Raw genomic sequence first — 22,704 nt, forward strand, 5'->3', positions numbered from 1 at the left:
GACAACATAAATCACAACACATCACATTGTGATTAATTATGATTGAAACAGGGAGTCAAACGATGAGTAAAGTAAAATCCATCACCCGCGAATCATGGATTCTGAGCACTTTCCCGGAATGGGGTAGCTGGCTGAATGAAGAGATCGAGCAGGAACAGGTCGCACCGGGCACCTTTGCAATGTGGTGGCTGGGTTGCACCGGGATTTGGCTAAAATCGGAGGGCGGCGCAAACATCTGTGTCGATTTCTGGTGCGGGACGGGCAAGCAGAGCCATGGCAATCCGCTAATGAAAGCAGGACATCAGATGCAGCGCATGGCTGGCGTCAAAAAACTGCAGCCGAACCTGCGCACCACGCCGTTTGTGCTGGATCCATTCGCGATTCGTCAGATCGATGCCGTGCTCTCAACCCACGATCACAACGATCATATCGACGTGAACGTGGCAGCGGCGGTCATGCAAAACTGCGCTGACGATGTGCCCTTTATTGGGCCACAAACCTGCGTGGATCTGTGGATGGGCTGGGGCGTGCCAAAAGAGCGCTGCATCGTGATGAAGCCCGGCGACGTTGTGAAAATCAAAGACATTGAGATCCATGCCCTCGACGCCTTTGACCGTACCGCATTGATTACTCTGCCTGCCGACCAAAAAGCGGCTGGCGTGCTGCCGGACGGCATGGACGAGCGCGCGGTGAACTATCTGTTCAAAACGCCTGGTGGATCGCTCTATCACAGCGGCGATTCGCACTACTCCAACTACTATGCGAAGCACGGCAACGAGCATCACATCGACGTAGCGCTGGGATCGTACGGGGAAAACCCGCGCGGTATCACCGACAAAATGACCAGCGCCGATATGCTGCGCATGGCGGAAGCGCTCAACACCAAAGTCGTGATCCCGTTCCACCACGATATCTGGTCAAACTTCCAGGCCGATCCGCAGGAGATCCGCGTCCTGTGGGAAATGAAAAAAGATCGTCTGAAGTATGGCTTCAAGCCGTTTATCTGGCAGGTCGGCGGCAAATTTACCTGGCCGCTGGATAAAGATAATTTCGAGTACCACTACCCGCGTGGTTTCGATGACTGCTTCACGATAGAACCCGATCTGCCGTTCAAATCGTTCCTGTAGTGGCGGAACTCAGGTTGCCAGGCGAGTCGCCTGGCAATTCTCTCATTTGCTTAGTATTTTCAGGCTATTTCAAATATCATCTTTTAAAATCAATTTATTTCGGAATAGCTCATGACGGAAGCGCAACGGCATCAAATTTTACTGGAACTCCTGGCGCAAACCGGCTTTGTCACCGTCGAACAAGTGATTGATCGCCTGGCGATCTCCCCGGCCACGGCGCGGCGTGATATCAACAAACTGGATGAGAGTGGGAAGCTCAAAAAAGTGCGCAACGGTGCCGAGGCGATCAGCCAGCAGCGCCCACGCTGGACGCCGATGAATATCCATCAGGCGCAGAATCATGATGAAAAGGTGCGTATTGCGCGGGCGGCTTCGCAGCTGGTGAATCCGGGGGAAAGCGTGGTGATCAACTGCGGCTCCACGGCCTTTTTACTGGGCCGCGAGATGTGCGGGAAACCGGTGCAAATCATCACGAACTATCTGCCGCTGGCCAATTACCTGATCGACCAGGAGCATGAAAGCGTGGTGATCATGGGCGGCCAATACAACAAGAGTCAGTCCATCACCCTCAGTCCACAGGACAGCGAAAACAGCCTGTATGCCGGGCACTGGATGTTTACCAGCGGTAAGGGCCTGACTGCCGACGGGCTGTACAAAACCGATATGCTGACGGCGATGGCGGAGCAGAATATGCTAAACGTTGTCGGAAAACTGGTGGTACTGGTCGACAGCAGCAAAGTGGGCGAGCGCGCAGGCATGCTGTTCAGCCGGGCAGAACAGATCGACATGGTGATCACCGGAAAAAACGCTAACCCTCAGATCCTGCAAAAACTGGAGGATCTGGGTGTCACCATCCTTCGCGTTTAGAGATGCTTTTGGAAAAAACCGGTCGTGGCATCCAGCGCCGTGGGCGTGATGCGATGGCCCACACCGGCTTCCCACAGGCAGGTCAGGTTTTTATCCAGCCCCTCACGCAACAACGCCTGCTGTAAACGGAATGTCTCGGCGGCAGGCACAATATCGTCTGCTTCGCCGTGCCAGAGCAGCAGCGGGCGGTCTGCCAGACGCGGTAAGGCGTGTGTCACGTCCCACTCCGCGAGGGTTGCCAGAACGCTTTCAACGTCCTGCGCCTGTGGCGGAAAGAGGGTCTGCGACAGAGAGGTAAAGTATCCCGACCCCATCAGGCTCGCTACGCATTTTACCTCCGGGTGGCGCGCCATAATGCCCAGCGCGGTCATCCCGCCCATCGACGCCCCCGCGACGGCAAGACGTTCATCGGCCACCAGCCCCGCCGCATAAAGCGCATCGCGAAGCCCAGCGAACTCCGTCAAACTGCCGTGTAATATTTGCCAGAACTGCCCTAACCGCGCCTGTTCATCACCCGTAAATAGCGCCCCGTGCTCGGGTGCATCAGGCATCAACACGCGAAAACCCGCCTGCGCCAGCGCGACGGCAAAATAGCTGTAAACCAGTTTTGATGAGGTAAACCCATGATAAAAAATAATAACGGGTAAAGGTTGCTCACTTAACCCCGCCGGGAAAGCGTGTAGAATTTCATGGTCGCCAAGCCGCTGTGTCTTAAGTTCAATCATCGTCGATCCTCTTTCTAATGGGTGATTCATAATCTTGAGAACTGGATTACGCTTTCACGATATTTTCATTCGAAAATGACGTCACAGATAACAGTTTGGGAACATTCCCCCAAAATGAAATTCGCAGACATCTACACTATGGCTATCAGGAAACGAGATATGGTTATGCGCAGGTTCGCTGCTTTATTGCTGGTGCTGCTGTTAACAAGCTGTAGCGTGCTGGAAGGAACACCACAGCCCGCCCCGGCCGCCACCAGTTATCCTCAGGAAATTCGTCGTAATCAGACCGAAGGATTACAACGTATGGGTACCGTCAGTGTGCTGGTTCGTGGCTCACCGGCGGATGCGGAGGATGCAATAAAAGCGAAAGCTGTCGCTGCAAAAGCAGATTACTACGTCATTATTATGGTGGATGAAACCATTATTACCGGACAGTGGTACTCGCAAGCCATTTTGTATCGCAAATAACTGTCAGGATTTAAACGACATTTACACTGCTTTGCGTCCATAGACGTTTTCCTGTCCACAATAAACTCCATGCCTGTGACAATGGAAGTGAGTTTATTTGCGAAGGATTGCCCGGCGGATACCGGAGACATGTGAAATGGAGCTGACAATGAAACGATCTCTTGCTTTGACCTCACTGCTGCTCTCAGCGGGGCTGATGAGCACAACCGCGCAGTCAGCCGAATTTGCCAGCGCTGATTGTGTCACAGGCTTAAATGAAATTGGCCTTATCTCCGTGAATAACATTTCAGGGAGCCCGCAAGACGTGGAACGTGTGATTGCATTTAAAGCGGATGAGCAGGGTGCTTCGTGGTATCGCATTGTCCAGATGCAGGAAGACCGATACGCCGACCAGTGGCGAGTACAGGCTATTCTCTATGCCTGACACGCCCCCGATAAAAGCCACTTAATTTTAGTGGCTTTTGTATTTTTACCCATCTATTATCTTTAACATTACCAAACAGAGACATTGACGTAACATTTTGTTACATAAAGTTGATAAATGTTAGCGCCGCTCTGCCGTTGAACTGCCATACCTTTTCAACAATGAGCAATTTATGATCAACTTTTTCCGCCGTTCAGGCCTTGGCGCAAAGCTATCGTTACTTACCGGCGTGAGTGTCGCAACGCTCTTTCTGCTGTTCACTTTTCTTCTGAGCCATAAAGCCAGCCAACAGCTGGAAGCACTGGCAGTGGAAGATCTTCATAACCAGTCCACCGGCATCGTGGATATGGTGCAGATGTTTAATACCAGCCTGAGTGAAGAAGTTGAGAGTTACACTAAACTCTTCGGCACCTTTCTGCCCCAGCCGCTCAGCATCGATCCCGGTCAGCTACGCGCCATCAATGGCCAGAACGCCCCCTTGCTGAAAGGCGGCGATACCGAACTGCATGAAAACAACAGCTTCTCCGACGACTTTCTGAGTCGTACCGGCGCGATCTCAACCTTGTTTGTCCGCAGCGGCAACGACTTTGTACGCGTGGCAACCTCCCTGCGCAAAGAGAACGGTGAACGTGCAATCGGTACCGTGCTGGACAACTCCAGCGCCGCCTTCAACGCCGTCACCAAAGGCGACGTCTATCGCGGCCTGGCCCTGCTGTTTGGCAAGCGCTACATCACTCAGTACCAGCCGGTTAAAGATGCGAGCGGTCAGGTGATTGCGATCGTGTTTGTCGGCGTAGATATCAGCCATTCCTGGAACGTAATGCGCGATAAAATTCTCAATCGCCGCCTGGGCGACAGCGGCCACTTTTACGTCCTGGATCGCAGCAACGGCAAAACACGCGGGCAGTATCTGTTCCATGCCAGCGAAGAGGGCCAACTGCCAAAATGGGATAGCGCACTCCAGCAGCAACTGCTGAGCGGAAAAGAGGGCACCGTCGAGCGCATCAGCGACGATGGTCGCACGCTGAAAATGGCCTATACGCCGCTGCCGGGCTGGAACTGGACGATTGTCGGTGAAGTGGATAAATCCGTACTGCTGGCGAACGTCAACGCCTTACGTGACCGCTTCCTGCTGGCAGGCGTCGTGCTCTCGGCGCTGTTCGCTGCCGCGTTTGTCATTATCATTCGCCGCTGGTTAACCCGCCCTCTGCGCGATGTGATTCACCTTGCCCGCCAGTACGCCGCAGGCGATCTGCGTGCCGAACTGCCCGTCAGCCGTCAGGATGAAGTGGGGCAACTGATCGGCGCGATTAACGGCATCGGCGGCGGGCTCCAGCAAATCGTGCACCAGGTGCGCGAAGCCGCAGGTGAGATTCACCTTGGCACCAACGCACTGGCAGCCGATGCGGGCGAAATTTCCGGGCAGATCAACAAGCAGGCCAGCAGCGTTGAAGAAACCTCCGCGAGCATGGAGCAACTGGCGGCCACCGTGCAGCAAAATGCGGCGAACATGGAACAAACGCAGCAGCTGGTACGGGAAACATCGCGCGCTGTCCATCACGGCGGGGAAACGGTCGGTAACGCTGTCGCCACCATGGATGATATTCGCGACGCATCGAAACGTATCGAAGATATCACCCGCGTGATTGAGTCCATCGCGTTCCAGACCAATATTCTGGCGCTGAACGCTGCAGTAGAAGCCGCGCGCGCCGGTGAACACGGCAAAGGTTTTGCGGTGGTGGCGCAGGAGGTCCGGGCGCTGGCCGCGCGCAGTGCAAACGCCGTTAAAGAGATCGAGCAACTTATCGGCGACACGCTGAAAAAGGTAAGCGAGGGCCACCAGCTGTCCGAGCAAACCCGGCAGGCGATGGACTCGATCATCGTGCATATCGATAACATCAACCAGCTGGTCACGGAGATTAACCACGCCTCGCACGAGCAGTCGGCGGGGATCCGTCAGGTCAATCTGGCGATGACCCACATCGGCGAAGCAACACATATTAACGCCGACCGCGTATCGCGCAGCGAGCAAACCGCACACACGCTGCGCGAGAAAGGCTCACACCTGACCGAGCTGGTGAGTCTGTTCCGCCTGAAGGGCTAACCGACCCGCCCCGTGGCGCGCAGCAGCAGGTCGTTTTGCACCTGTTCGCTCAGCAGTGAGCCGCCGCGGGGATCCAGCATCATGCGACACCAGGCTTGTGCCACCGGCGGCGAGGCATGTCGCAACATCTGCGCCCCGGCACCCAGTAAAAAGAGCTGCTGGGTAATTTCCCGGCCCTGAGCCTCCTGCGGTTTACGCAGTTTTTGCTGCAGCTGCCGCCAGCCACGATCAAAATGACGATCCTGACCTTTCACCTGCGCGAAGTCTTCGTGCAGCACATCAACAATGCCCGAATGTTTCGTCAGCACCCGCAGTACATCCAGACACATGATGTTGCCCGACCCCTCCCAGATGCTGTTCACCGGCATTTCGCGGTACAGGCGCGGCAATTCGCTCTCTTCGCAATACCCGGCACCGCCCAGCACTTCCATCGCCTCGGCGACAAAGGGAATTCCGCCTTTGCACACGCTGAATTTCGCTGCGGGCGTAAAGAGCCGCGCCCATGCAGATTCTTGCGGATCGTCCCGACGATCCCAGGCGCGCGCCAGGCGGAACAGCAGCGCCGTTTGCCCTTCGAGCTGGAGCGCCATCCGGCTCAGCACATCGCGCATCAGTGGCTGGTCGATAAGGTTTTTGCCAAACGTCTGCCGCTGATGGGCATGATACAACGCGACCGAGAGCGCGCGGCGCATCAGCCCGTGGCTGCCCAGCGCACAGTCAAAGCGCGTCAGGCCGCCCATCTTCAGGATCTGACGCACACCCTCGCCCTCTTCGCCTAAAAGCCAACCGGAGGCGTTCATAAACTCGACCTCACTGCTGGCGTTCGACCGGTTACCGAGCTTGTCTTTCAGGCGTTCCAGCCGGACGGCGTTGCGCTGCCCGTCGGGCAGAATGCGCGGTACGAAAAAGCACGACAGCCCTCCGTGAGCCTGAGCCAGCACCAGATGGGCATCGCTTTGCGGCACAGAGAAAAACCATTTATGTCCTATCAGCCGATAGCTGCCGTCGCTGCACTTCTCTGCCCGCGTGGTGTTGCTCAGCACATCGGACCCGCCCTGCTTTTCGGTCATTCCCATACCGATAAGCAGCCCACGCTTTTGCGCGCCGGACGCCAGATGCGGGTCGTAGCGATCGCTCAACAGCGGCGAGAGCCAGTCGTGGAAGGGTTTGGGAAGGGATTGCTGAAGTAACGGCGTGGCGGCGAAGGTCATGGTGATGGGGCAAAGCGTTCCGGCCTCAACCTGAGCGTGGAGCACAAACCGCGCGGCGCGGGCGACAAACGCCCCTTTACGCACCTCCTCCTCCCACGCCAGATTGTGGACCCGATTAGCGCATAGCCCCTGCATCAGCAGATGCCACGCCGGATGGAAGCGCACATCGTCCAGCCGCTCCCCGCGCGGATCGTAACGTAACAGTTCTGGCGGATTGGCGTTTGCGAGGCGGCCCAGCTCCAGCGACTCCGCCGTTCCGAGCTGCTGGCCGATGCTGGCGAGAAATTCGCTGTCCCATTCCGCCCCTTCGCGTGCCACCGCCTCACGCAGCGCGCAATCGGACAGAAACAGATTGCTGTTCGACAGGGGTACAGGCTGATTGAAAACCGTGTGTGTCTGCCAGTGCATGTGTCTCCCTCCTTCAATGGCAATGAAGGTAAGTATGGACAGACTGCACAACGGCTGCATGGGAGTCGGGTCACAAGGCGACGATCTGATTGAAATCATTCGTGAAACAGGTCACACAATATAAGAATAAACTATTTCACGTCGGCCATTCTGTTGAATAATTTATTCTCATCTTCCGAGAGAGAATCATTATGCAATCTTCCCAACGTGCGCCGGATGCGCACAAGCGCGCTTTAATTGCAGGTTCGATTGGCAACTTCATCGAATGGTATGAATTCGCGGTGTACGGTTTTATGGCGACCGTCATTGCGAAGAACTTCTTCCAGCTGGAAGGTGAAGCGGGGATGACCAGCCTGATCCTCACCTACGCCTCATTTGCGATCGCGTTCTTCTTCCGCCCGCTCGGCGCAGTGGTTTTTGGCCGCATCGGCGACCGCATTGGCCGTAAGCCGACGCTGATTATCGTGCTGGTGCTGATGACGCTCGCGACGGCCGCTATCGGCATGGTGCCGGTTTACGCCAGCATCGGCATTGCCGCACCGCTGATCATTACCGGGCTGCGCATTTTGCAGGGCCTGTTTGCGGGCGGCGAGTACGGCGGTGCCGTGTCGCTGATGACCGAGTTCGCCCCGCGTGGCAAACGGGGGCTTTACGGCGCGTGGCAATCCTTTACCGTGGCACTTGGGCTGCTGGCAGGCGCTGGCATCGTCGCACTGCTTTCGGTCGTGATGACGCCGGACGCGCTGCATGACTGGGGCTGGCGTATTCCGTTCTTCCTCGCGCTGCCAATGGGCGTGGTCGCCCTGTGGCTGCGCGTCAGCATGGAAGAGACGCCGAGTTTTGTGCAGCAAAAGGAAAAACCGGTGGTCGCCGAAGCGCACACCGCTGCCACGCTGAAAGCGATTGTGATGGGGATTGGCCGTGTGATGGTCTGGTCAGCCGCCGGGTATACCTATCTGGTGATCATGCCGACCTATCTGCAATCCGCATTGCATACGGGCTTTAACCAGGCGCTGCTGATTGCGGTGATTTCGAATATCGGATTTGCGCTGACGATTATCCCGTCAGGAATCCTCAGTGACCGCATCGGGCGACGCACGGTGATGGTGATGGCGACCGCGCTGCTGCTGATCCTCGCCCTGCCGCTGCTGAAAATTTTGCAGGCGGAATCCAGTACCCTGGCGGTGAAAGCGATTGTGGTGTTAATTGCGGGCGGTCTGGTGGGGATGCTCGCGGGGCCAGGGCCTGCGATGCTGTCGGAGATGTTCCCGACGCGCGTGCGCTATACCGGGCTGGGTCTGGCCTATTCGCTGTCTAACGCCATTTTTTCTGGCTGCGCGGGGTTGATTATCACCGGGTTGATCAAGCAGACGGGGAATCTGGATATTCCAGCGTATTACGTGATGGCGACGGCGGTGGTGAGCATTGTCGCGCTGATGACGCTGAATAAAGATGACCATTTGCGGTCTTTAGAAGAGTAGTGTTTGGCCGGGTGGCGGCTTCGCCTGACCCGGCCTGGACGTTTTTGTAGGCCCGGTAAGCGAAGCGCTACCGGGCACAAAAAATCACCCGCGCTGACGCACCGCTTCGAACAGGCAAATACCTGTTGCCACAGACACGTTCAGAGACGAGACGCTGCCCGCCATCGGAATGCTGATCAGCTCGTCGCAATGCTCGCGCGTCAGACGGCGCATCCCTTCCCCTTCAGCACCCATCACCAGCGCCATACGGCCGGTCATTTTGCTCTGATAAAGGGTATGGTCTGCTTCGCCAGCGGTGCCGACAATCCAGATGTTCTCTTCCTGCAGCTGACGCATGGTGCGCGCCAGGTTGGTCACGCGGATCAACGGCACGTTTTCCGCCGCGCCACAGGCGACTTTCTTCGCCGTAGCATTGAGCTGCGCAGAACGGTCGCGCGGTACAATCACCGCATGTACGCCTGCCGCATCTGCACTACGCAGGCATGCGCCGAGGTTGTGCGGATCGGTCACGCCGTCGAGGATCAGGAAGAACGGGTTATCGAGCTGGGCGATCAGATCCGGCAGATCGTTTTCCTGATACTGACGGCCCGGTTTCGCACGCGCGATAATGCCCTGGTGAACGGCACCCTCGCTTTTTTCGTCGAGGAACTGGCGGCTCGCCAGCTGAATCACCACGCCCTGGGCTTCCAGCGCATGGATCAGCGGCAGCAGACGTTTATCCTCGCGGCCTTTCAGAATATACACTTCCTGAAAACGCTCCGGAGCGCGCTCCAGCAGGGCCTGCACCGCATGGATGCCGTAAATCATTTCACTCATTGATGGTTCTCATTAATTGCTTTTGCCGGGCAATTCTACGCTTGCCCGGCCGACAAAGGGTGAGGGAGTGTTACTCCGCCACTTTTTTCTTCGCAGCACGCTTCGCTTTGGTCGCGGCCGCTATTTTCTGGGTCTTGGCGGACGGTTTTTTCGCGCCTTTCTCTTTCTTCGCTTTGGGTGGTTTTGGCGCTGCTTTGCCTTTATCACCACGGAACGCGGCATCCGGCTCGAAGTTCACCTTTTTGCCCGCCTGACGACGTCTGCCGCCGGTTTTACCGTTCGACCCTTTTTTCGCTTTTTCGCGCTCGGTTTTGCCGACGTTACGCGGAGCACGTTCGCTTGAGATCAGACTGAAATCAATCTTACGTTCGTCCATGTTAACGGCTTCCACCTTCACTTCCACGCGGTCGCCCAGACGGTAAGTCTGGCCGCCGGATTCACCCGTCAGGCGTTGACCTACCTGATCGTAGCGGTAGTAATCGTTATCCAGCGAGGAGACGTGGACCAGGCCGTCGATAAACAGCTCGTCGAGACGCACAAAGAAGCCAAAGCCGGTGACGCTGGCGATGACACCTTTAAAGATATTGCCCACCTGATCCAGCATGAAGTCACACTTCAGCCAGTCCGCCACGTCACGCGTTGCTTCGTCGGCGCGACGTTCGGCCATGGAACAGTGCTGACCAAGCTGGAGCATCTCTTCCATGGAATAGTGGTAGCCGCCCGTTTCGGTGGTGTTGCCCTTATGCCCCTGCTCTTGCGCCAGCAGATATTTAATGGCGCGGTGCAGTGACAGATCCGGGTAACGACGAATCGGCGAGGTAAAGTGCGCATAAGACTGCAGCGCCAGGCCGAAGTGACCGCGGTTTTCCGGATCGTAAATCGCCTGTTTCATGGAGCGCAGCAGCATGGTTTGCAGCATTTCCGCATCCGGGCGATCGCTGATGGACTCCAGCAGCTCGGCGTAATCGCGCGGCTCTGGTTTACTGCCACCCGGCAGCTCCAGGCCCAGCTCCGCCAGCACCGAACGGAACGCGGTGATCGCTTCAGTGGTCGGTTTATCGTGAATACGGAACAGCGCAGGCTCTTTGGCTTTCTCAACGAAACGCGCCGCCGAGATGTTTGCCAGGATCATGCACTCTTCAATCAGTTTGTGGGCATCGTTACGCTGCGTCTGCTCGATACGCTCGATACGACGTTCAGCGTTGAAGATAAACTTCGCCTCTTCGCTCTCAAAGGAGATCCCGCCGCGCTCTTCGCGCGCCTGGTCCAGCACTTTGTAGAGGTTGTGCAGCTCTTCGATGTGTTTGACCAGCGGCGCATATTGCTCGCGCAGCTCCTGGTCGCCCTGCAGCATGTGCCAGACTTTGGTGTATGTCAGACGCGCGTGCGAGCTCATCACCGCTTCATAGAATTTATAGCCGGTTAAGCGCCCTTTGGTGGAGATAGTCATTTCACAGACCATACACAGACGATCAACCTGCGGGTTCAGGGAGCACAGCCCGTTGGAGAGCACTTCGGGCAGCATTGGAACGACCTGCGACGGGAAGTACACGGATGTACCACGGCTGCGGGCTTCGCTGTCCAGCGGGGTGTTGGGGCGGACGTAATAGCTGACGTCAGCAATCGCCACCCACAAACGCCAGCCGCCGCCGCGTTTTTTCTCGCAGAAGACGGCATCATCGAAGTCGCGGGCGTCTTCGCCATCAATGGTCACCAGCGGCAGATCGCGCAGATCCACGCGGCCGATTTTGGCCTCTTCCGGGACCTGCTCTTTCAGATCTTTGACCTGATTTTCAACCGCAGCCGGCCAGACGTAAGGGATTTCATGCGTACGCAGCGCCATATCCACGGCCATGCTGGTGCCCATGTTATCGCCCAGCACTTCCACGATCTTACCAATCGCTTTGGTGCGGCGCGTTGGACGCTGGGTGAGTTCGACCACCACCACAAAGCCCATGCGTGCGCCCATCACCTCTTCAGGCGGGATCAGAATGTCGAAGCTCAGACGGCTGTCGTCTGGCACTACAAAGCCCACGCCTGCATCGGTGAAGTAACGCCCGACGATCTGGCTGGTTTTGGGTACCAGCACGCGAACGACGCGCGCTTCGCGGCGGCCCTTGCGGTCAGCCCCTAACGGCTGCGCCAGAATCTGATCGCCGTGGATGCACATTTTCATCTGTTCAGAAGACAGATACAGGTCGTCTTTGCGGCCTTCAACGCGCAGGAAGCCGAAGCCATCGCGATGGCCAATGACGGTGCCTTTGAGCAGGTCGAGACGTTCCGGCAGCGCGTAGCACTGGCGACGCGTAAAGACCAGCTGGCCATCACGCTCCATGGCACGCAGGCGGCGACGAAGGGCTTCAATTTGCTCTTCGCCTTCAATGTTTAATTCAACGGCAAGTTCTTCACGATTGGCGGGCTTTTCGCGTTTTGTTAAGTGTTCGATGATGAACTCGCGGCTTGGGATAGGATTCGCGTACTTTTCTGCTTCGCGTTCCTGGAAAGGATCATGTGACATGTCGGTTCCTCCGTTGTCAGCTCCGGTGGAAATTTTCTTCATTCCACCAGCAATAATTTATATAGCGGTTGATTCTCTTCAACCAAATCGGCCAGCGTGTAGTTATCCAGTTCCTTGAGAAAACTTTGCACAGCCGTAGAAAGCGCCTTTTTCAGGCGGCAAGCGGGGGTAATGTGGCAGAAGTCGCTGCTGCAGTTCACCAGAGTTAATGGCTCCAGTTCACGTACCACATCTCCAACACGAATACTCTGTGCAGGTTTTCCGAGACGAATCCCCCCGTTTTTCCCGCGGACGGCAGTTACGTATCCCGCACGGCTAAGTTGATTGATTATTTTGACCATATGATTACGGGACACGCCGTACACCTCTGTCACCTCAGAGATACTGGTCATCTGTCCTTGTGGCAACGACGCCATGTAAATCAGCGCACGTAAGCCGTAATCGGTGAAACTCGTTAACTGCACATCAACCTCAGGAAAAGGGAAAAACGCGGTCTAACCGCAGAGATATTCACTATTGATGATAAACCAGCCAGATACTTAGCGGCTAATTTATTTGACTGAAAGGGGGAAAGAGGAACTAAAAAGCCGGATACGCGTTGCTTATCCGGCTAAAGAAGCGTTTTGTAGGCCTGGCAAGCGTAGCGCCGCCAGGCAGAACGAGGTTTATGCGTCGAACGGGTCGCGCAGAATCATCGTTTCGGTACGGTCAGGGCCGGTAGAGATAATATCGATCGGCACTTCGGTCAGCTCTTCAATACGCTTGATGTAGTCCAGCGCGGCTTTCGGCAGACCGCTACGCTCTTTCACACCAAAGGTGGTTTCGGACCAGCCTGGCATGGTTTCGTAAATCGGCTCGATACCTTCCCAGTCGTCAGCGGCCAGCGGAGTGGTGGTCACTTCGCGGCCATCTGGCATACGGTAGCCCACGCAGATTTTAACTTCTTTCAGGCCGTCCAGCACGTCCAGCTTGGTCAGGCAGAAGCCAGACAGGGAGTTGATCTGCACTGCGCGACGCACTGCAACCGCATCCAGCCAGCCGGTACGACGACGACGACCGGTGGTCGCGCCAAACTCGTTACCTTGCTTGCACAGGAACTCGCCGATGTCATCAAACAGCTCAGTCGGGAACGGACCTGCACCCACGCGAGTGGAGTAAGCTTTGATGATACCCAGCACGTAATCCACATAGCGTGGACCCAGACCGGAGCCAGTCGCCACGCCACCCGCGGTGGTGTTAGAGGAGGTCACGTACGGATAGGTACCGTGGTCGATATCCAGCAGCGTACCCTGCGCGCCTTCGAACATGACGAAATCGCCACGTTTGCGCGCCTGATCCAGCAGGTCAGACACATCCACAACCATACCGGTCAGGATGTCAGCAACCGCCATGACATCATCCAGCACTTTCTGGTAGTCAACGGCGTCTACTTTGTAGAAGTTCACCAGCTGGAAGTTGTGATATTCCATCACTTCTTTCAGTTTTTCAGCGAAGGTGGCTTTGTCGAACAGGTCGCCAACGCGCAGACCGCGACGAGCAACTTTATCTTCGTAAGCAGGGCCGATACCACGGCCGGTGGTGCCGATAGCTTTCGCGCCACGTGCTTTTTCGCGCGCCACGTCCAGTGCGACATGATAGTCGAGGATCAGCGGGCAGGCTTCGGAGAGCAGCAGACGCTCACGAACCGGGATACCACGGTCTTCCAGGCCTTTCATCTCTTTCATCAGCGCAGCAGGAGACAGCACAACACCGTTACCGATGATGCTGGTCACATTTTCACGAAGAATGCCTGATGGAATAAGATGGAGGACGGTTTTTTCACCGTTGATTACGAGAGTATGGCCTGCGTTGTGACCACCCTGATAGCGTACAACATATTTAGCACGTTCAGTCAGAAGATCGACAATCTTCCCTTTACCTTCGTCACCCCATTGGGTGCCCAGTACGACAACGTTGTTACCCATTTTTCAAAATCACCGATTGCTTAAAAATGGATTCTACCACCGCTTTTTCAGAGTTACAGCACTTTTTGCCCTCAATATAATGCAAATCCGACCACTTTTTGATCAGCCAATCGTTTTCCTCAACATGTAGTAGATCACCACTCCTGCAACCACAAGACCCCCGCCAAAACGACGTAAAATATTATCCGGCAGTTGGGTCATGGTGGCGATCATTCGGCGCCAGGCGCGCGGATAAAGCATCGGGCCAAGGCCTTCGAGCACCAAAACCAGAGCAAGCGCCAGCAAGATGGTGGAATTCATTTTAGCTCCTGATAAAAGAAAACCACCGCTCCGTTGAGAGCGGTGGTTTGATAACTCAAACGGGAATGAGTTTATCGCGTGGCGTTGCCTGGCGTCTTCATATAACGGAAGAAATCGCTGTCAGGACTGAGCACCATCACATCCTGGTTGCTCTGGAAGCTGTTTTCATACGCACGCAGGCTACGGATAAAGGCATAGAAATCCGGATCCTGGCTGAATGCATCGGCAAACAGTTTCGCGGCTTCCGCATCACCTTCACCGCGCATAATGCGGCCCTGACGTTCGGATTCTGCCAGCGTTTTCGTCACTTCATAGTCCGCTGTCGCGCGCAGTTTCTCAGCCTCTTCCTGACCCTGTGAACGGTGGCGACGGGCAACCGCTTCACGCTCAGCGCGCATACGGTTGTAAATCGCTTCGGACACTTCCGCAGGCAGGTTGATCTGTTTGATACGCACATCGACCACTTCGATACCTAACGCCGCCATACTGTTCGGGTTGATCACCGGCACTTTGCCGTTGGTTTCAGCCTGAACACGCTCAGCCGCTTTAGCAATCGCATCGTCCGCTGCTGGCGTCGCAACTTCGTCTTCCGTGCCCGCAGTACCGGAGTTCAGCGCATCACGCACTTCCAGGGTCAGACGACCACGGGAGTCGGTCACGATGTCTTTCACATCCAGACGACCAATTTCAGAACGCAGACGGTCAGAGAACTTACGTTTCAGCAGCACTTCGGCCTGAGAGACGTCACCGCCGCCTGTTGCCAGGTAGTAACGGCTGAAGTCGCTGATACGCCATTTGATGTAAGAATCGACGATCAGGTCTTTTTTCTCTTTGGTGACAAAACGATCGGCCTGGTTATCCATCGTCTGGATACGAGCGTCGAGCATTTTCACTGATTCAATCATCGGGAGCTTGAAGTGCAGACCCGGTTCAAAGACCAGCGGTTTGTTTTCATCGTCACGAAGGACTTTACCGAAGCGCATGGTAATCCCGCGCTCGCCCTCTTTCACCACAAAGATGGAGGTATAAAGTACGACCAGCGCGATGATGATAATCGCAATAACTGACTTACGCATCGTTATTCCCCCTGACGCTGGCTGTCGTTACGCTGTGCGTTGGCACGGCGTTGGTCCATGATGTCACCATCGCTTGAAGAAGACGTGGTATTGGCGCTGGAATTGCTGCTGGATGCCGGAGGCAGACGCAGCAGATTGTTTGCTCCGCTGTTATCCTGTTTTGCCGCAGGCGCATTACCGCCTTTCAGCATCTGGTCCAGCGGTAGCACCATCAGGTTGCCACCTTTGTTGTCGTTCACCAGCACTTTACGGGTGTGGCTCAACACTTTCTCCATGGTCTCGATATACAGACGCTCACGGGTAATTTCCGGGGCAGCTTTATATTCCGGCAGGAGCTTCGCGAAGCGAGCCACTTCACCCTGGGCTTCCAGGATGGTCTGAGTCTTATACGCACGCGCCTCTTCGAGGATACGCTGCGCCTGACCGTTAGCACGAGGCTGAACTTCGTTGGTGTAAGCTTCAGCTTCACGGATGTATTGCTGTTCGTTTTCACGTGCGGCAATTGCATCATCGAAGGCAGCTTTGACCTCTTCCGGCGGACGAGCGGCCTGGAAGTTGACGTCCAGCAGGGTGATACCCATATTGTACGGACGGATGGTCTCTTCCAGCTCGCGCTGGGTATCGCTACGAATAACGGTACGGCCTTCGGTCAGAATACGGTCCATGGTGTATTTACCGATCACGCCACGCAGGGCGCTGTCGGTAGCCTGACGCAGACTGTCGTCGGCGCTGGTCACACTGAACAGATAGTGCTGCGGATCGGTGACACGGTACTGCACGTTCATCTCAACGCGCACCACGTTCTCGTCAGAGGTCAGCATCACGCCAGACGCCGCCAGTTCGCGTACCGATTCCACGTTTACCGCAGTCACGTTATCCACGAACGTTGGCTTCCAGTTCAGACCCGGCTCAACCAGATGGCTAAACTTACCGAAACGAGTGACCACACCGCGCTCAGCTTCTTTAATGGTGTAGAACCCGCTGGCAGCCCAAATGATGACCACGGCAGCAGCAACAATGCTCACTACGCGGCCACCCATGTGCGGGCGCGGACCCTGAGTGGAATTTCCACCCGAGCCAGAACCTTTACCTGTACCGAAACCACCAAGCTTTTTGCTCAGCTTGCGAAAGATATCGTCCAGATCAGGAGGCCCCTGCTCGCGACCACCTTTGTTGCCATTTCCCCCAGAGTTGCCGCCTTGATTATTGCTGCTTCCCCACGGGTCGCGGTCTTGTCCGTTATTACCGGGCTGATTCCACGCCATGTATATGCTCCATATTTGTTATGCAAGGGCGAATTTTCAGGCTCGTGCACCTTTATCTGGTCAGACGACGTAGTCCACCAGCGTAGGTTCTTGTTTACAGAGGCGACGCCAGTCAACGATCGGCATACGCACCTGCATCCCCACGCTGCCGTCATCCTCCATCCACTCTTTTTCTATCGCCTGAAGCTGATAAAACCGGCTGCGCAGCCTGCCTTCCTGTGGCGGCAGACGCAGCGTGTGCTGAGCCACCTCACCAGAAAGACGTTCTGTCAAAGCCTGGAAAAGTAGTGGCACACCGACACCGGTCTGAGCGGAAAGCCAGACCCGAATCGGTTTGTTCTCTTCATCTCGGTCGATACGCGGCTCGAAATCGTCCAGCATATCGATTTTGTTCATCACCAGAAGCGTTGGGATCTCGTGCGCGTCGATCTCTTCGAGCACGGTATTCACCGCGTCGATGTTTTCCTGCACGCGAACATCCGCAGCGTCGATGATATGCAGCAGCAGCGTCGCCTGACGCGTCTCCTGCAGTGTGGCTTTAAACGCGGCCACCAGATCGTGTGGCAAATGACGAATAAACCCTACGGTATCCGCCAGCACTGTTTCACCCACATCCGCAACGTCAATGCGACGCAGCGTCGGGTCAAGGGTCGCAAACAACTGGTCTGCGGCATAAACCTTGGCCTCAGTGATCTGGTTAAACAGGGTGGATTTACCGGCGTTGGTATACCCCACCAGCGACACCGTTGGGATGTCAGCTTTGGTTCGCGAACGACGTCCTTGCTCACGCTGTTTTTCAACTCTTGCCAGACGTGAGAGGATCTGGGTAATACGGCCGCGCAGCAATCGACGGTCGGTTTCGAGCTGGGTTTCACCCGGACCGCGTAAACCAATCCCGCCTTTTTGCCTTTCAAGGTGGGTCCAGCCGCGCACAAGACGCGTGGCCAGATGACGCAATTGCGCCAGCTCAACCTGCAATTTCCCCTCGTGGGTACGTGCACGTTGAGCAAAAATGTCTAAAATCAGTCCGGTACGGTCGATAACACGACATTCGCACAGGGCTTCCAGGTTACGCTCTTGAGCCGGAGATAGCGCATGGTCAAACAGCACGACGGACGCGCCGGTTGCTTTTACGGCTTCCGCAATTTCGACTGCTTTACCTTCACCAACAAAAAACTTTGGGTGCGGCGCTTTACGGCTACCGGTAATCACCTGTAATGCTTCGACACCGGCGGAAGAGACCAGAGCTTCAAACTCCTGGAGATCTTCCATATCTTTGTCTTGCGTAAAATAGATGTGTACCAGTACCGCATGCTCGCCGGCATCATAACGGTCAAACAAGCGTATTATCCTCAAAATAAATCAGCGGGGAACGCAGAAATCTGGCTCCCCGTGTGGAAAAACAGCCCGTTACCTTATTCGGTTTCTTCGCTGTCCTGCGCAGGAGCAGAAGAGCCCTGTGCGTTGCTGCCATGATGGTAGTTACTACCGGTGCCGCCGCCAGCGTTGTTGCTGTGATGAGATACTGGACGAGACGGAACAACAGTAGAGATAGCGTGCTTATAAACCATCTGGCTGACCGTGTTTTTCAACAGGATCACGAACTGATCGAAAGACTCAATCTGACCTTGCAGCTTAATACCATTCACCAAATAAATAGAAACTGGAACACGTTCACGACGCAATGCGTTCAGAAACGGATCTTGTAAAGATTGCCCCTTAGCCATTCTATCTTTTCCTTATATGCTTGTTATGTACTTAGAACCTTGCGATTCTGAAAAATTGCGCACGATACGACTTAATTGTACACATTCAGTCTGCGATAGCACCCACAACCTGTAAAACTTCATTGTACGCCTGGTCTGGTTTCTCACTGTCTAACCAGTGGATACCGTCCCAACCGCGCAACCAGGTTATCTGGCGTTTCGCTAACTGTCTGGTGGCGCAAACACCTCGATAAACCATTTCATCGTATGAGATCTCGCCTTCAATGTATGACCACATCTGGCGGTATCCGACACAACGAATGGAAGGCATGTCCGTATGCAAATCTCCGCGAGCAAATAGCGCCCGCACTTCTGCTTCAAAACCTGAAGCTAACATCTGATGAAAACGCTGCTCAATTCGTTGATGGAGCAGTTCACGGCTCGCCGGGGCGATGGCGAACTGATGCACCTGATACGGCAGAGCCTCTCCTGACGTTTGCGTCAGTTCCGTTAAAGTTTTACCCGAAATGAAAAAAACTTCCAGTGCCCGGGAAAGCCTTTGCGGATCATTTGGATGAATCCGTGCTGCGGCAACCGGGTCAATTTCCTCCAGCTGCTTGTGCAACGCGCCCCATCCCTGCTCTGCCGCCTGCTGCTCAATTCTGGCTCTCACTTCAGGGTCTGCGGATGGCAAGGGTGATAACCCTTCCAGCAGCGCCTTGAAGTAGAGCATGGTCCCGCCAACTAACAACGGTATCCGGCCCGCTGTGGTGATCTCGGCCATTTGCGCCAGCGCATCGCGGCGGAAATCCGCTGCGGAGTACGCCTGCGACGGGTCGAGAATATCCAGCAGTCGGTGCGGTGCCGCGCGCAGTTCTTCTGCGTCTGGCTTCGCCGTGCCGATATCCATCCCTTGATAAATAAGGGCGGAATCGACGCTAATCAACTCTACTGGCAAAACTTTACGTAGCTCAATGGCTAACGCGGTTTTACCCGAGGCCGTTGGGCCCATTAAAAAAATCGCCTTTGGCAGGCTCGCCTTACTCACATCACTCATTTTTCAGGGCATTCATCGCCGAATCTAAATCAACACGTTGTAATAAACCACCCGGCGGTGCTTTGACCAAATGAGGGCAAAGACGTTCAACTTCGGCCAATACGGTAATGGCTTGCGCCATATTCCACGGATGATGGTCACTCGCTAAATGACGGGCGATCCACTGCGCGGTATTGGTGGCATCAAAGGTCGTTTGCTGCGCCAGGTAGCCTATCAGTTCAGGAATCAAGTTTTGTAAATTTTGTTGGCGTAAGGGTAAAGGCACCGCGCGAATCGTCACATGATGCGCCTCTAACACAAATTCGATGCCCATTTCCGCCAACAGCGCTTTCGCACGGTTTAACAGACCGGCTTCGTCCGCTGAAATTTTGAGCCGAACCGGAATCAGCAGCGGCTGAGCACAGGCCGCATTTGCCCCCGGCGTCAGCTGCGCCTGCTTCAGCCAGCGCTCCGCAACCGGTAACGCCAGCAGGGCCAGTTTCCCGTCACGCTCCATCAGCGCCATATCCGGCGCAACAATGGTTAACACCCGACCAAAACTTTGGCTGTGGCCTTCCAGCGCAGGGACCGATGGTGCCACGGGCTCTTTGCGCTCTACGGCTGGAGTATCCAGCAATTTGCTATAAAGCGCACCCTGCTGCTTTTGATAACCCGGCGCATGAGGGTAATTCGCACCGCTCGGGCGCGGTGCCGGGCTGGTCGGGGAATAGCGCGGGGTTTCGGGTTCACGGGCAACGGCGGGTTCTGCAAACTGGTTACGGCCAGCCGCCACGCGGTTTTCCGGGATCGGACGCGGCGCGGCGCTCTCTTCTTCCAGCGGCAATACCGCTTCCGCCTGCTGCTGTAAAACGCTCAGCACGCCCTGATAGATAAAATCATGGACCAGACGCGACTGGTGGAAACGCACTTCATGCTTGGCAGGATGCACGTTGACATCCACCTGATGCGGATCGATTTCAAGATAGAGAACAAACGCAGGCTGCTGATCCGCGCCGAGTTTATCTTCACAGGCCTGGCGGATAGCGTGGTTGATCAGACGATCGCGCATCATGCGACCGTTGACGTAACAGTACTGGATTTCCGCCAGCGCCGCGTTCATGGATTTTGGATCGGCCACCCAGCCGCGCATCGCGAGATCGCCGTGCTGCCATTCAATTGCCAGCGCCTGTTCCAAAAAGCCAGTCCCGCAAATCGCCCCTAAGCGACGCTCTTTCTGCCCGCCTTCGGCAACGGCGCGATACTGGCGCATCACTTTGCCGTTGTGGCTCAGGTTGATCGTCACGTCAAAACGCGCCAGCGCAATGCGGCGAATGATTTCGTCGATGTGGCCGAATTCGGTTTTTTCGGTACGCATAAACTTGCGCCGCGCCGGGGTGTTGTAAAAGAGATCCAACACTTCCAGCGTGGTGCCCACCGGATGCGCGGCGGGTTTGACGGTCACGTCCATGTCGCGCCCTTCCGCGTATGCCTGCCAGGCTTCCTGCTGTTCGGCGGTGCGGGAGGTGAGCGTCAGACGCGAAACGGAGCTGATACTGGCCAGCGCTTCGCCGCGAAAACCGAGGCTGATAATGGCTTCCAGATCGTCGAGAGAGGCAATTTTACTGGTGGCGTGACGCGCCAGCGCCAGCGCCAGCTCGTCTTTTTTGATCCCACAGCCGTTGTCGCGAATGCGGATAAGTTTGGCGCCGCCGCGTTCAATATCAATATCGATGCGGGTGGCTCCCGCATCAAGACTGTTTTCAACCAGCTCTTTCACGACCGATGCAGGACGCTCCACCACCTCGCCGGCGGCGATTTGGTTCGCAAGCTGCGGCGGCAGAACCTGAATCGGCATGATCTCTCCTTAGTTGGTCGCGCTCATGTCGCCAGGCAGGGCGGCGCTGGCGGTTTGACCCGCGCCCCCTTGCGGCGCTGACTGGAGCGGATGCGCGGCAAAATAGTTGCGCAGACCGTTATAAATCGCATCGGCAATTTGCTGCTGATAGCTGTCGCTGCCCAGCAGGCGCTCTTCGCCGTTATTGGTGATAAAGCCGGTTTCAACCAGAATCGACGGGATATCCGGTGAGCGTAACACCCCTAAACTCGCATGCTCAGGACGGCGTTTGTGAATCGCACCGACGCGCTGAAGCTGGCTAATCACGTTCGTCGCCACATCATACCCGACGCGCTGAGAATGGCCGAATTGTAAATCCAGTACCGCCTGGCTGAGGTACGGGTCGGACTGACTGTTCGCCAGTACGTCACCTGCGCCGCCGAGCAGTTCAGACTGTTTCTCATGCTCCTCGAGCCAGTTCGCCATTTCGCTGTTCGCACGACGATTTGACAGCACCCACACCGACGCACCGGTCGCGCTGCGATTCGGCGCGGCATCCGCGTGAATCGACACCAGGAAGTTGGCGTTTTGCTTACGCGCCACGTCGGAACGCCCCATCACGGAGATAAAGTAGTCGCCGTCGCGGGTCATGACGCCTTTAAACATCGGATCGTCATTCAGCAACGCCCGCAGCTTACGCGCAATCGAAATTGTGACGTTTTTCTCCTGCGTACCGCCCGGCCCAATCGCGCCAGGGTCCTGTCCGCCGTGACCGGCATCAATGGCAATGATCACTCTCTCATCGGACGACACCGCACGGGCGCGCGCCGCAGGACGTGTCACGGTATTGCTGCTGGTGACGCTGGTAAGACGATCGTTTTGCGCTTTGAACGGATTCCGCGCCGGTTCAGAAGGACGCGGCGCGACCACCGGCTGCTCTACACGTTGTGCCACGACGGGCGCTGGCGGCGGAGGGGGCGGCGGCGGAACATCGGCATTGATGGTAAAGACCACGGTGTAGTTAGCACCATTTTGCTGCTTCACCGCACGGGTTTTGCCGTTTTGCGTCAGATCCACCACCAGTCTCAGGGACTGAGGATCTTTTGCATTGCCGGAGCGAATACTTTTCACCAGGTTATTACCGCTAAACTGCAGCGGTAGCCCCTGGATCACGCCGGTCTGTTTGATATCCAGCGCAACGCTACGTTTATCAACCTGGGTAAAGGCGTAATCGGGATCGCCCATAAAACTGAAGGTGATACGCGCCTGCGCATCACCGTTGGACACCTGAATGTCCGATAAGCTCGCCGCACCGGCCTGCGCGCACAGCAGCACCGTGGCGGCCAACAACCAACCTTTAACGCGATTAATCAT

At 55.9% G+C, this 22,704-nt stretch carries 20 protein-coding genes; 6 read left to right on the top strand and 14 right to left on the bottom strand.

Going from position 1 to position 22,704, the window contains the following annotated elements; genetic code table 11:
• Nucleotides 1-62 precede the first annotated feature (62 nt).
• Both ulaG and ulaR read left to right on the top strand, forming a co-directional pair.
• Nucleotides 63-1,127, top strand: a complete 1,065-nt coding sequence (gene ulaG, locus ABIE11_RS15650) for an L-ascorbate 6-phosphate lactonase (protein ID WP_107702393.1) — start codon at nt 63-65, stop codon at nt 1,125-1,127.
• A gap of 111 nt (nt 1,128-1,238) precedes the next feature.
• A complete protein-coding gene (gene ulaR / locus ABIE11_RS15655; protein WP_100777885.1) occupies nt 1,239-1,994 on the top strand; it encodes an HTH-type transcriptional regulator UlaR in 756 nt (251 codons plus the stop codon).
• Here the strand turns inward: ulaR and yjfP are convergent.
• Nucleotides 1,991-2,719: an esterase gene (gene yjfP / locus ABIE11_RS15660; protein ID WP_429184842.1), complete on the bottom strand. Its 729-nt coding sequence runs from the start codon at nt 2,717-2,719 to the stop codon at nt 1,991-1,993. The genes ulaR and yjfP overlap by 4 nt on opposite strands.
• A 138-nt stretch (nt 2,720-2,857) precedes the next feature.
• Between yjfP and bsmA the strand changes: the two genes are divergently transcribed.
• The 3 genes from bsmA to ABIE11_RS15675 all read left to right on the top strand — a co-directional run bounded on the left by bsmA (nt 2,858) and on the right by ABIE11_RS15675 (nt 5,715).
• Entirely contained in the window at nt 2,858-3,187 is a 330-nt protein-coding gene (gene bsmA / locus ABIE11_RS15665) for a biofilm peroxide resistance protein BsmA (protein WP_100780773.1), read from the top strand.
• Between the two features lie 136 nt (nt 3,188-3,323).
• On the top strand, nt 3,324-3,611 hold the full coding sequence (yjfN, locus tag ABIE11_RS15670; RefSeq protein WP_100777887.1) for a DUF1471 family protease activator YjfN: 288 nt from the start codon (nt 3,324-3,326) through the stop codon (nt 3,609-3,611).
• Nucleotides 3,612-3,783: 172 nt separating this feature from the next.
• A complete protein-coding gene (locus ABIE11_RS15675) occupies nt 3,784-5,715 on the top strand; it encodes a methyl-accepting chemotaxis protein (RefSeq protein ID WP_100777888.1) in 1,932 nt (643 codons plus the stop codon).
• Here ABIE11_RS15675 and ABIE11_RS15680 read toward each other — a convergent pair.
• Nucleotides 5,712-7,334: an isovaleryl-CoA dehydrogenase gene (locus ABIE11_RS15680; protein WP_429184843.1), complete on the bottom strand. Its 1,623-nt coding sequence runs from the start codon at nt 7,332-7,334 to the stop codon at nt 5,712-5,714. The genes ABIE11_RS15675 and ABIE11_RS15680 overlap by 4 nt on opposite strands.
• Nucleotides 7,335-7,525: 191 nt before the next feature.
• Between ABIE11_RS15680 and ABIE11_RS15685 the strand changes: the two genes are divergently transcribed.
• On the top strand, nt 7,526-8,815 hold the full coding sequence (locus ABIE11_RS15685) for an MFS transporter (protein ID WP_181827213.1): 1,290 nt from the start codon (nt 7,526-7,528) through the stop codon (nt 8,813-8,815).
• Between the two features lie 84 nt (nt 8,816-8,899).
• Here ABIE11_RS15685 and rlmB read toward each other — a convergent pair whose 3' ends face one another.
• The 12 genes from rlmB to amiB form a co-directional block, all read right to left on the bottom strand.
• Nucleotides 8,900-9,631: a 23S rRNA (guanosine(2251)-2'-O)-methyltransferase RlmB gene (gene rlmB, locus ABIE11_RS15690; RefSeq protein WP_095280487.1), complete on the bottom strand. Its 732-nt coding sequence runs from the start codon at nt 9,629-9,631 to the stop codon at nt 8,900-8,902.
• A gap of 70 nt (nt 9,632-9,701) precedes the next feature.
• Nucleotides 9,702-12,149, bottom strand: coding sequence for a ribonuclease R (gene rnr / locus ABIE11_RS15695; RefSeq protein WP_312155526.1), 2,448 nt, complete (start codon nt 12,147-12,149; stop codon nt 9,702-9,704).
• Nucleotides 12,150-12,187: 38 nt separating this feature from the next.
• Nucleotides 12,188-12,613, bottom strand: coding sequence for a nitric oxide-sensing transcriptional repressor NsrR (gene nsrR, locus ABIE11_RS15700; RefSeq protein WP_100777892.1), 426 nt, complete (start codon nt 12,611-12,613; stop codon nt 12,188-12,190).
• A gap of 201 nt (nt 12,614-12,814) precedes the next feature.
• Nucleotides 12,815-14,113 (bottom strand): adenylosuccinate synthase, encoded by a 1,299-nt coding sequence (locus ABIE11_RS15705; protein WP_100777893.1) that lies wholly within the window; start codon nt 14,111-14,113, stop codon nt 12,815-12,817.
• Nucleotides 14,114-14,215: 102 nt separating this feature from the next.
• Entirely contained in the window at nt 14,216-14,413 is a 198-nt protein-coding gene (locus tag ABIE11_RS15710; RefSeq protein WP_095280484.1) for a DUF2065 domain-containing protein, read from the bottom strand.
• 71 nt (nt 14,414-14,484) lie between these two features.
• A complete protein-coding gene (gene hflC, locus ABIE11_RS15715; RefSeq protein WP_100777894.1) occupies nt 14,485-15,489 on the bottom strand; it encodes a protease modulator HflC in 1,005 nt (334 codons plus the stop codon).
• A gap of 2 nt (nt 15,490-15,491) precedes the next feature.
• Entirely contained in the window at nt 15,492-16,754 is a 1,263-nt protein-coding gene (gene hflK, locus ABIE11_RS15720; RefSeq protein ID WP_100777895.1) for an FtsH protease activity modulator HflK, read from the bottom strand.
• 60 nt (nt 16,755-16,814) lie between these two features.
• Nucleotides 16,815-18,095, bottom strand: a complete 1,281-nt coding sequence (gene hflX / locus ABIE11_RS15725) for a ribosome rescue GTPase HflX (RefSeq protein WP_100777896.1) — start codon at nt 18,093-18,095, stop codon at nt 16,815-16,817.
• A gap of 74 nt (nt 18,096-18,169) precedes the next feature.
• The gene (hfq, locus tag ABIE11_RS15730; protein ID WP_006810391.1) at nt 18,170-18,481 is read right to left on the bottom strand and encodes an RNA chaperone Hfq; all 312 of its coding nucleotides are present in this window, start codon (nt 18,479-18,481) and stop codon (nt 18,170-18,172) included.
• An 85-nt stretch (nt 18,482-18,566) separates the two neighbouring features.
• Complete coding sequence (miaA, locus tag ABIE11_RS15735; RefSeq protein WP_429184844.1) at nt 18,567-19,517, bottom strand: tRNA (adenosine(37)-N6)-dimethylallyltransferase MiaA; 951 nt, start codon at nt 19,515-19,517, stop codon at nt 18,567-18,569.
• Entirely contained in the window at nt 19,510-21,351 is a 1,842-nt protein-coding gene (gene mutL, locus ABIE11_RS15740) for a DNA mismatch repair endonuclease MutL (protein WP_429184845.1), read from the bottom strand. Before mutL ends, miaA begins: the two co-directional genes overlap by 8 nt.
• Before the next feature lie 9 nt (nt 21,352-21,360).
• Nucleotides 21,361-22,704: an N-acetylmuramoyl-L-alanine amidase AmiB gene (gene amiB / locus ABIE11_RS15745; RefSeq protein WP_100777898.1), complete on the bottom strand. Its 1,344-nt coding sequence runs from the start codon at nt 22,702-22,704 to the stop codon at nt 21,361-21,363.

This window comes from Lelliottia sp. 489, from assembly GCF_050435885.1.
GTDB classification, from domain to species: domain Bacteria; phylum Pseudomonadota; class Gammaproteobacteria; order Enterobacterales; family Enterobacteriaceae; genus Enterobacter; species Enterobacter nimipressuralis.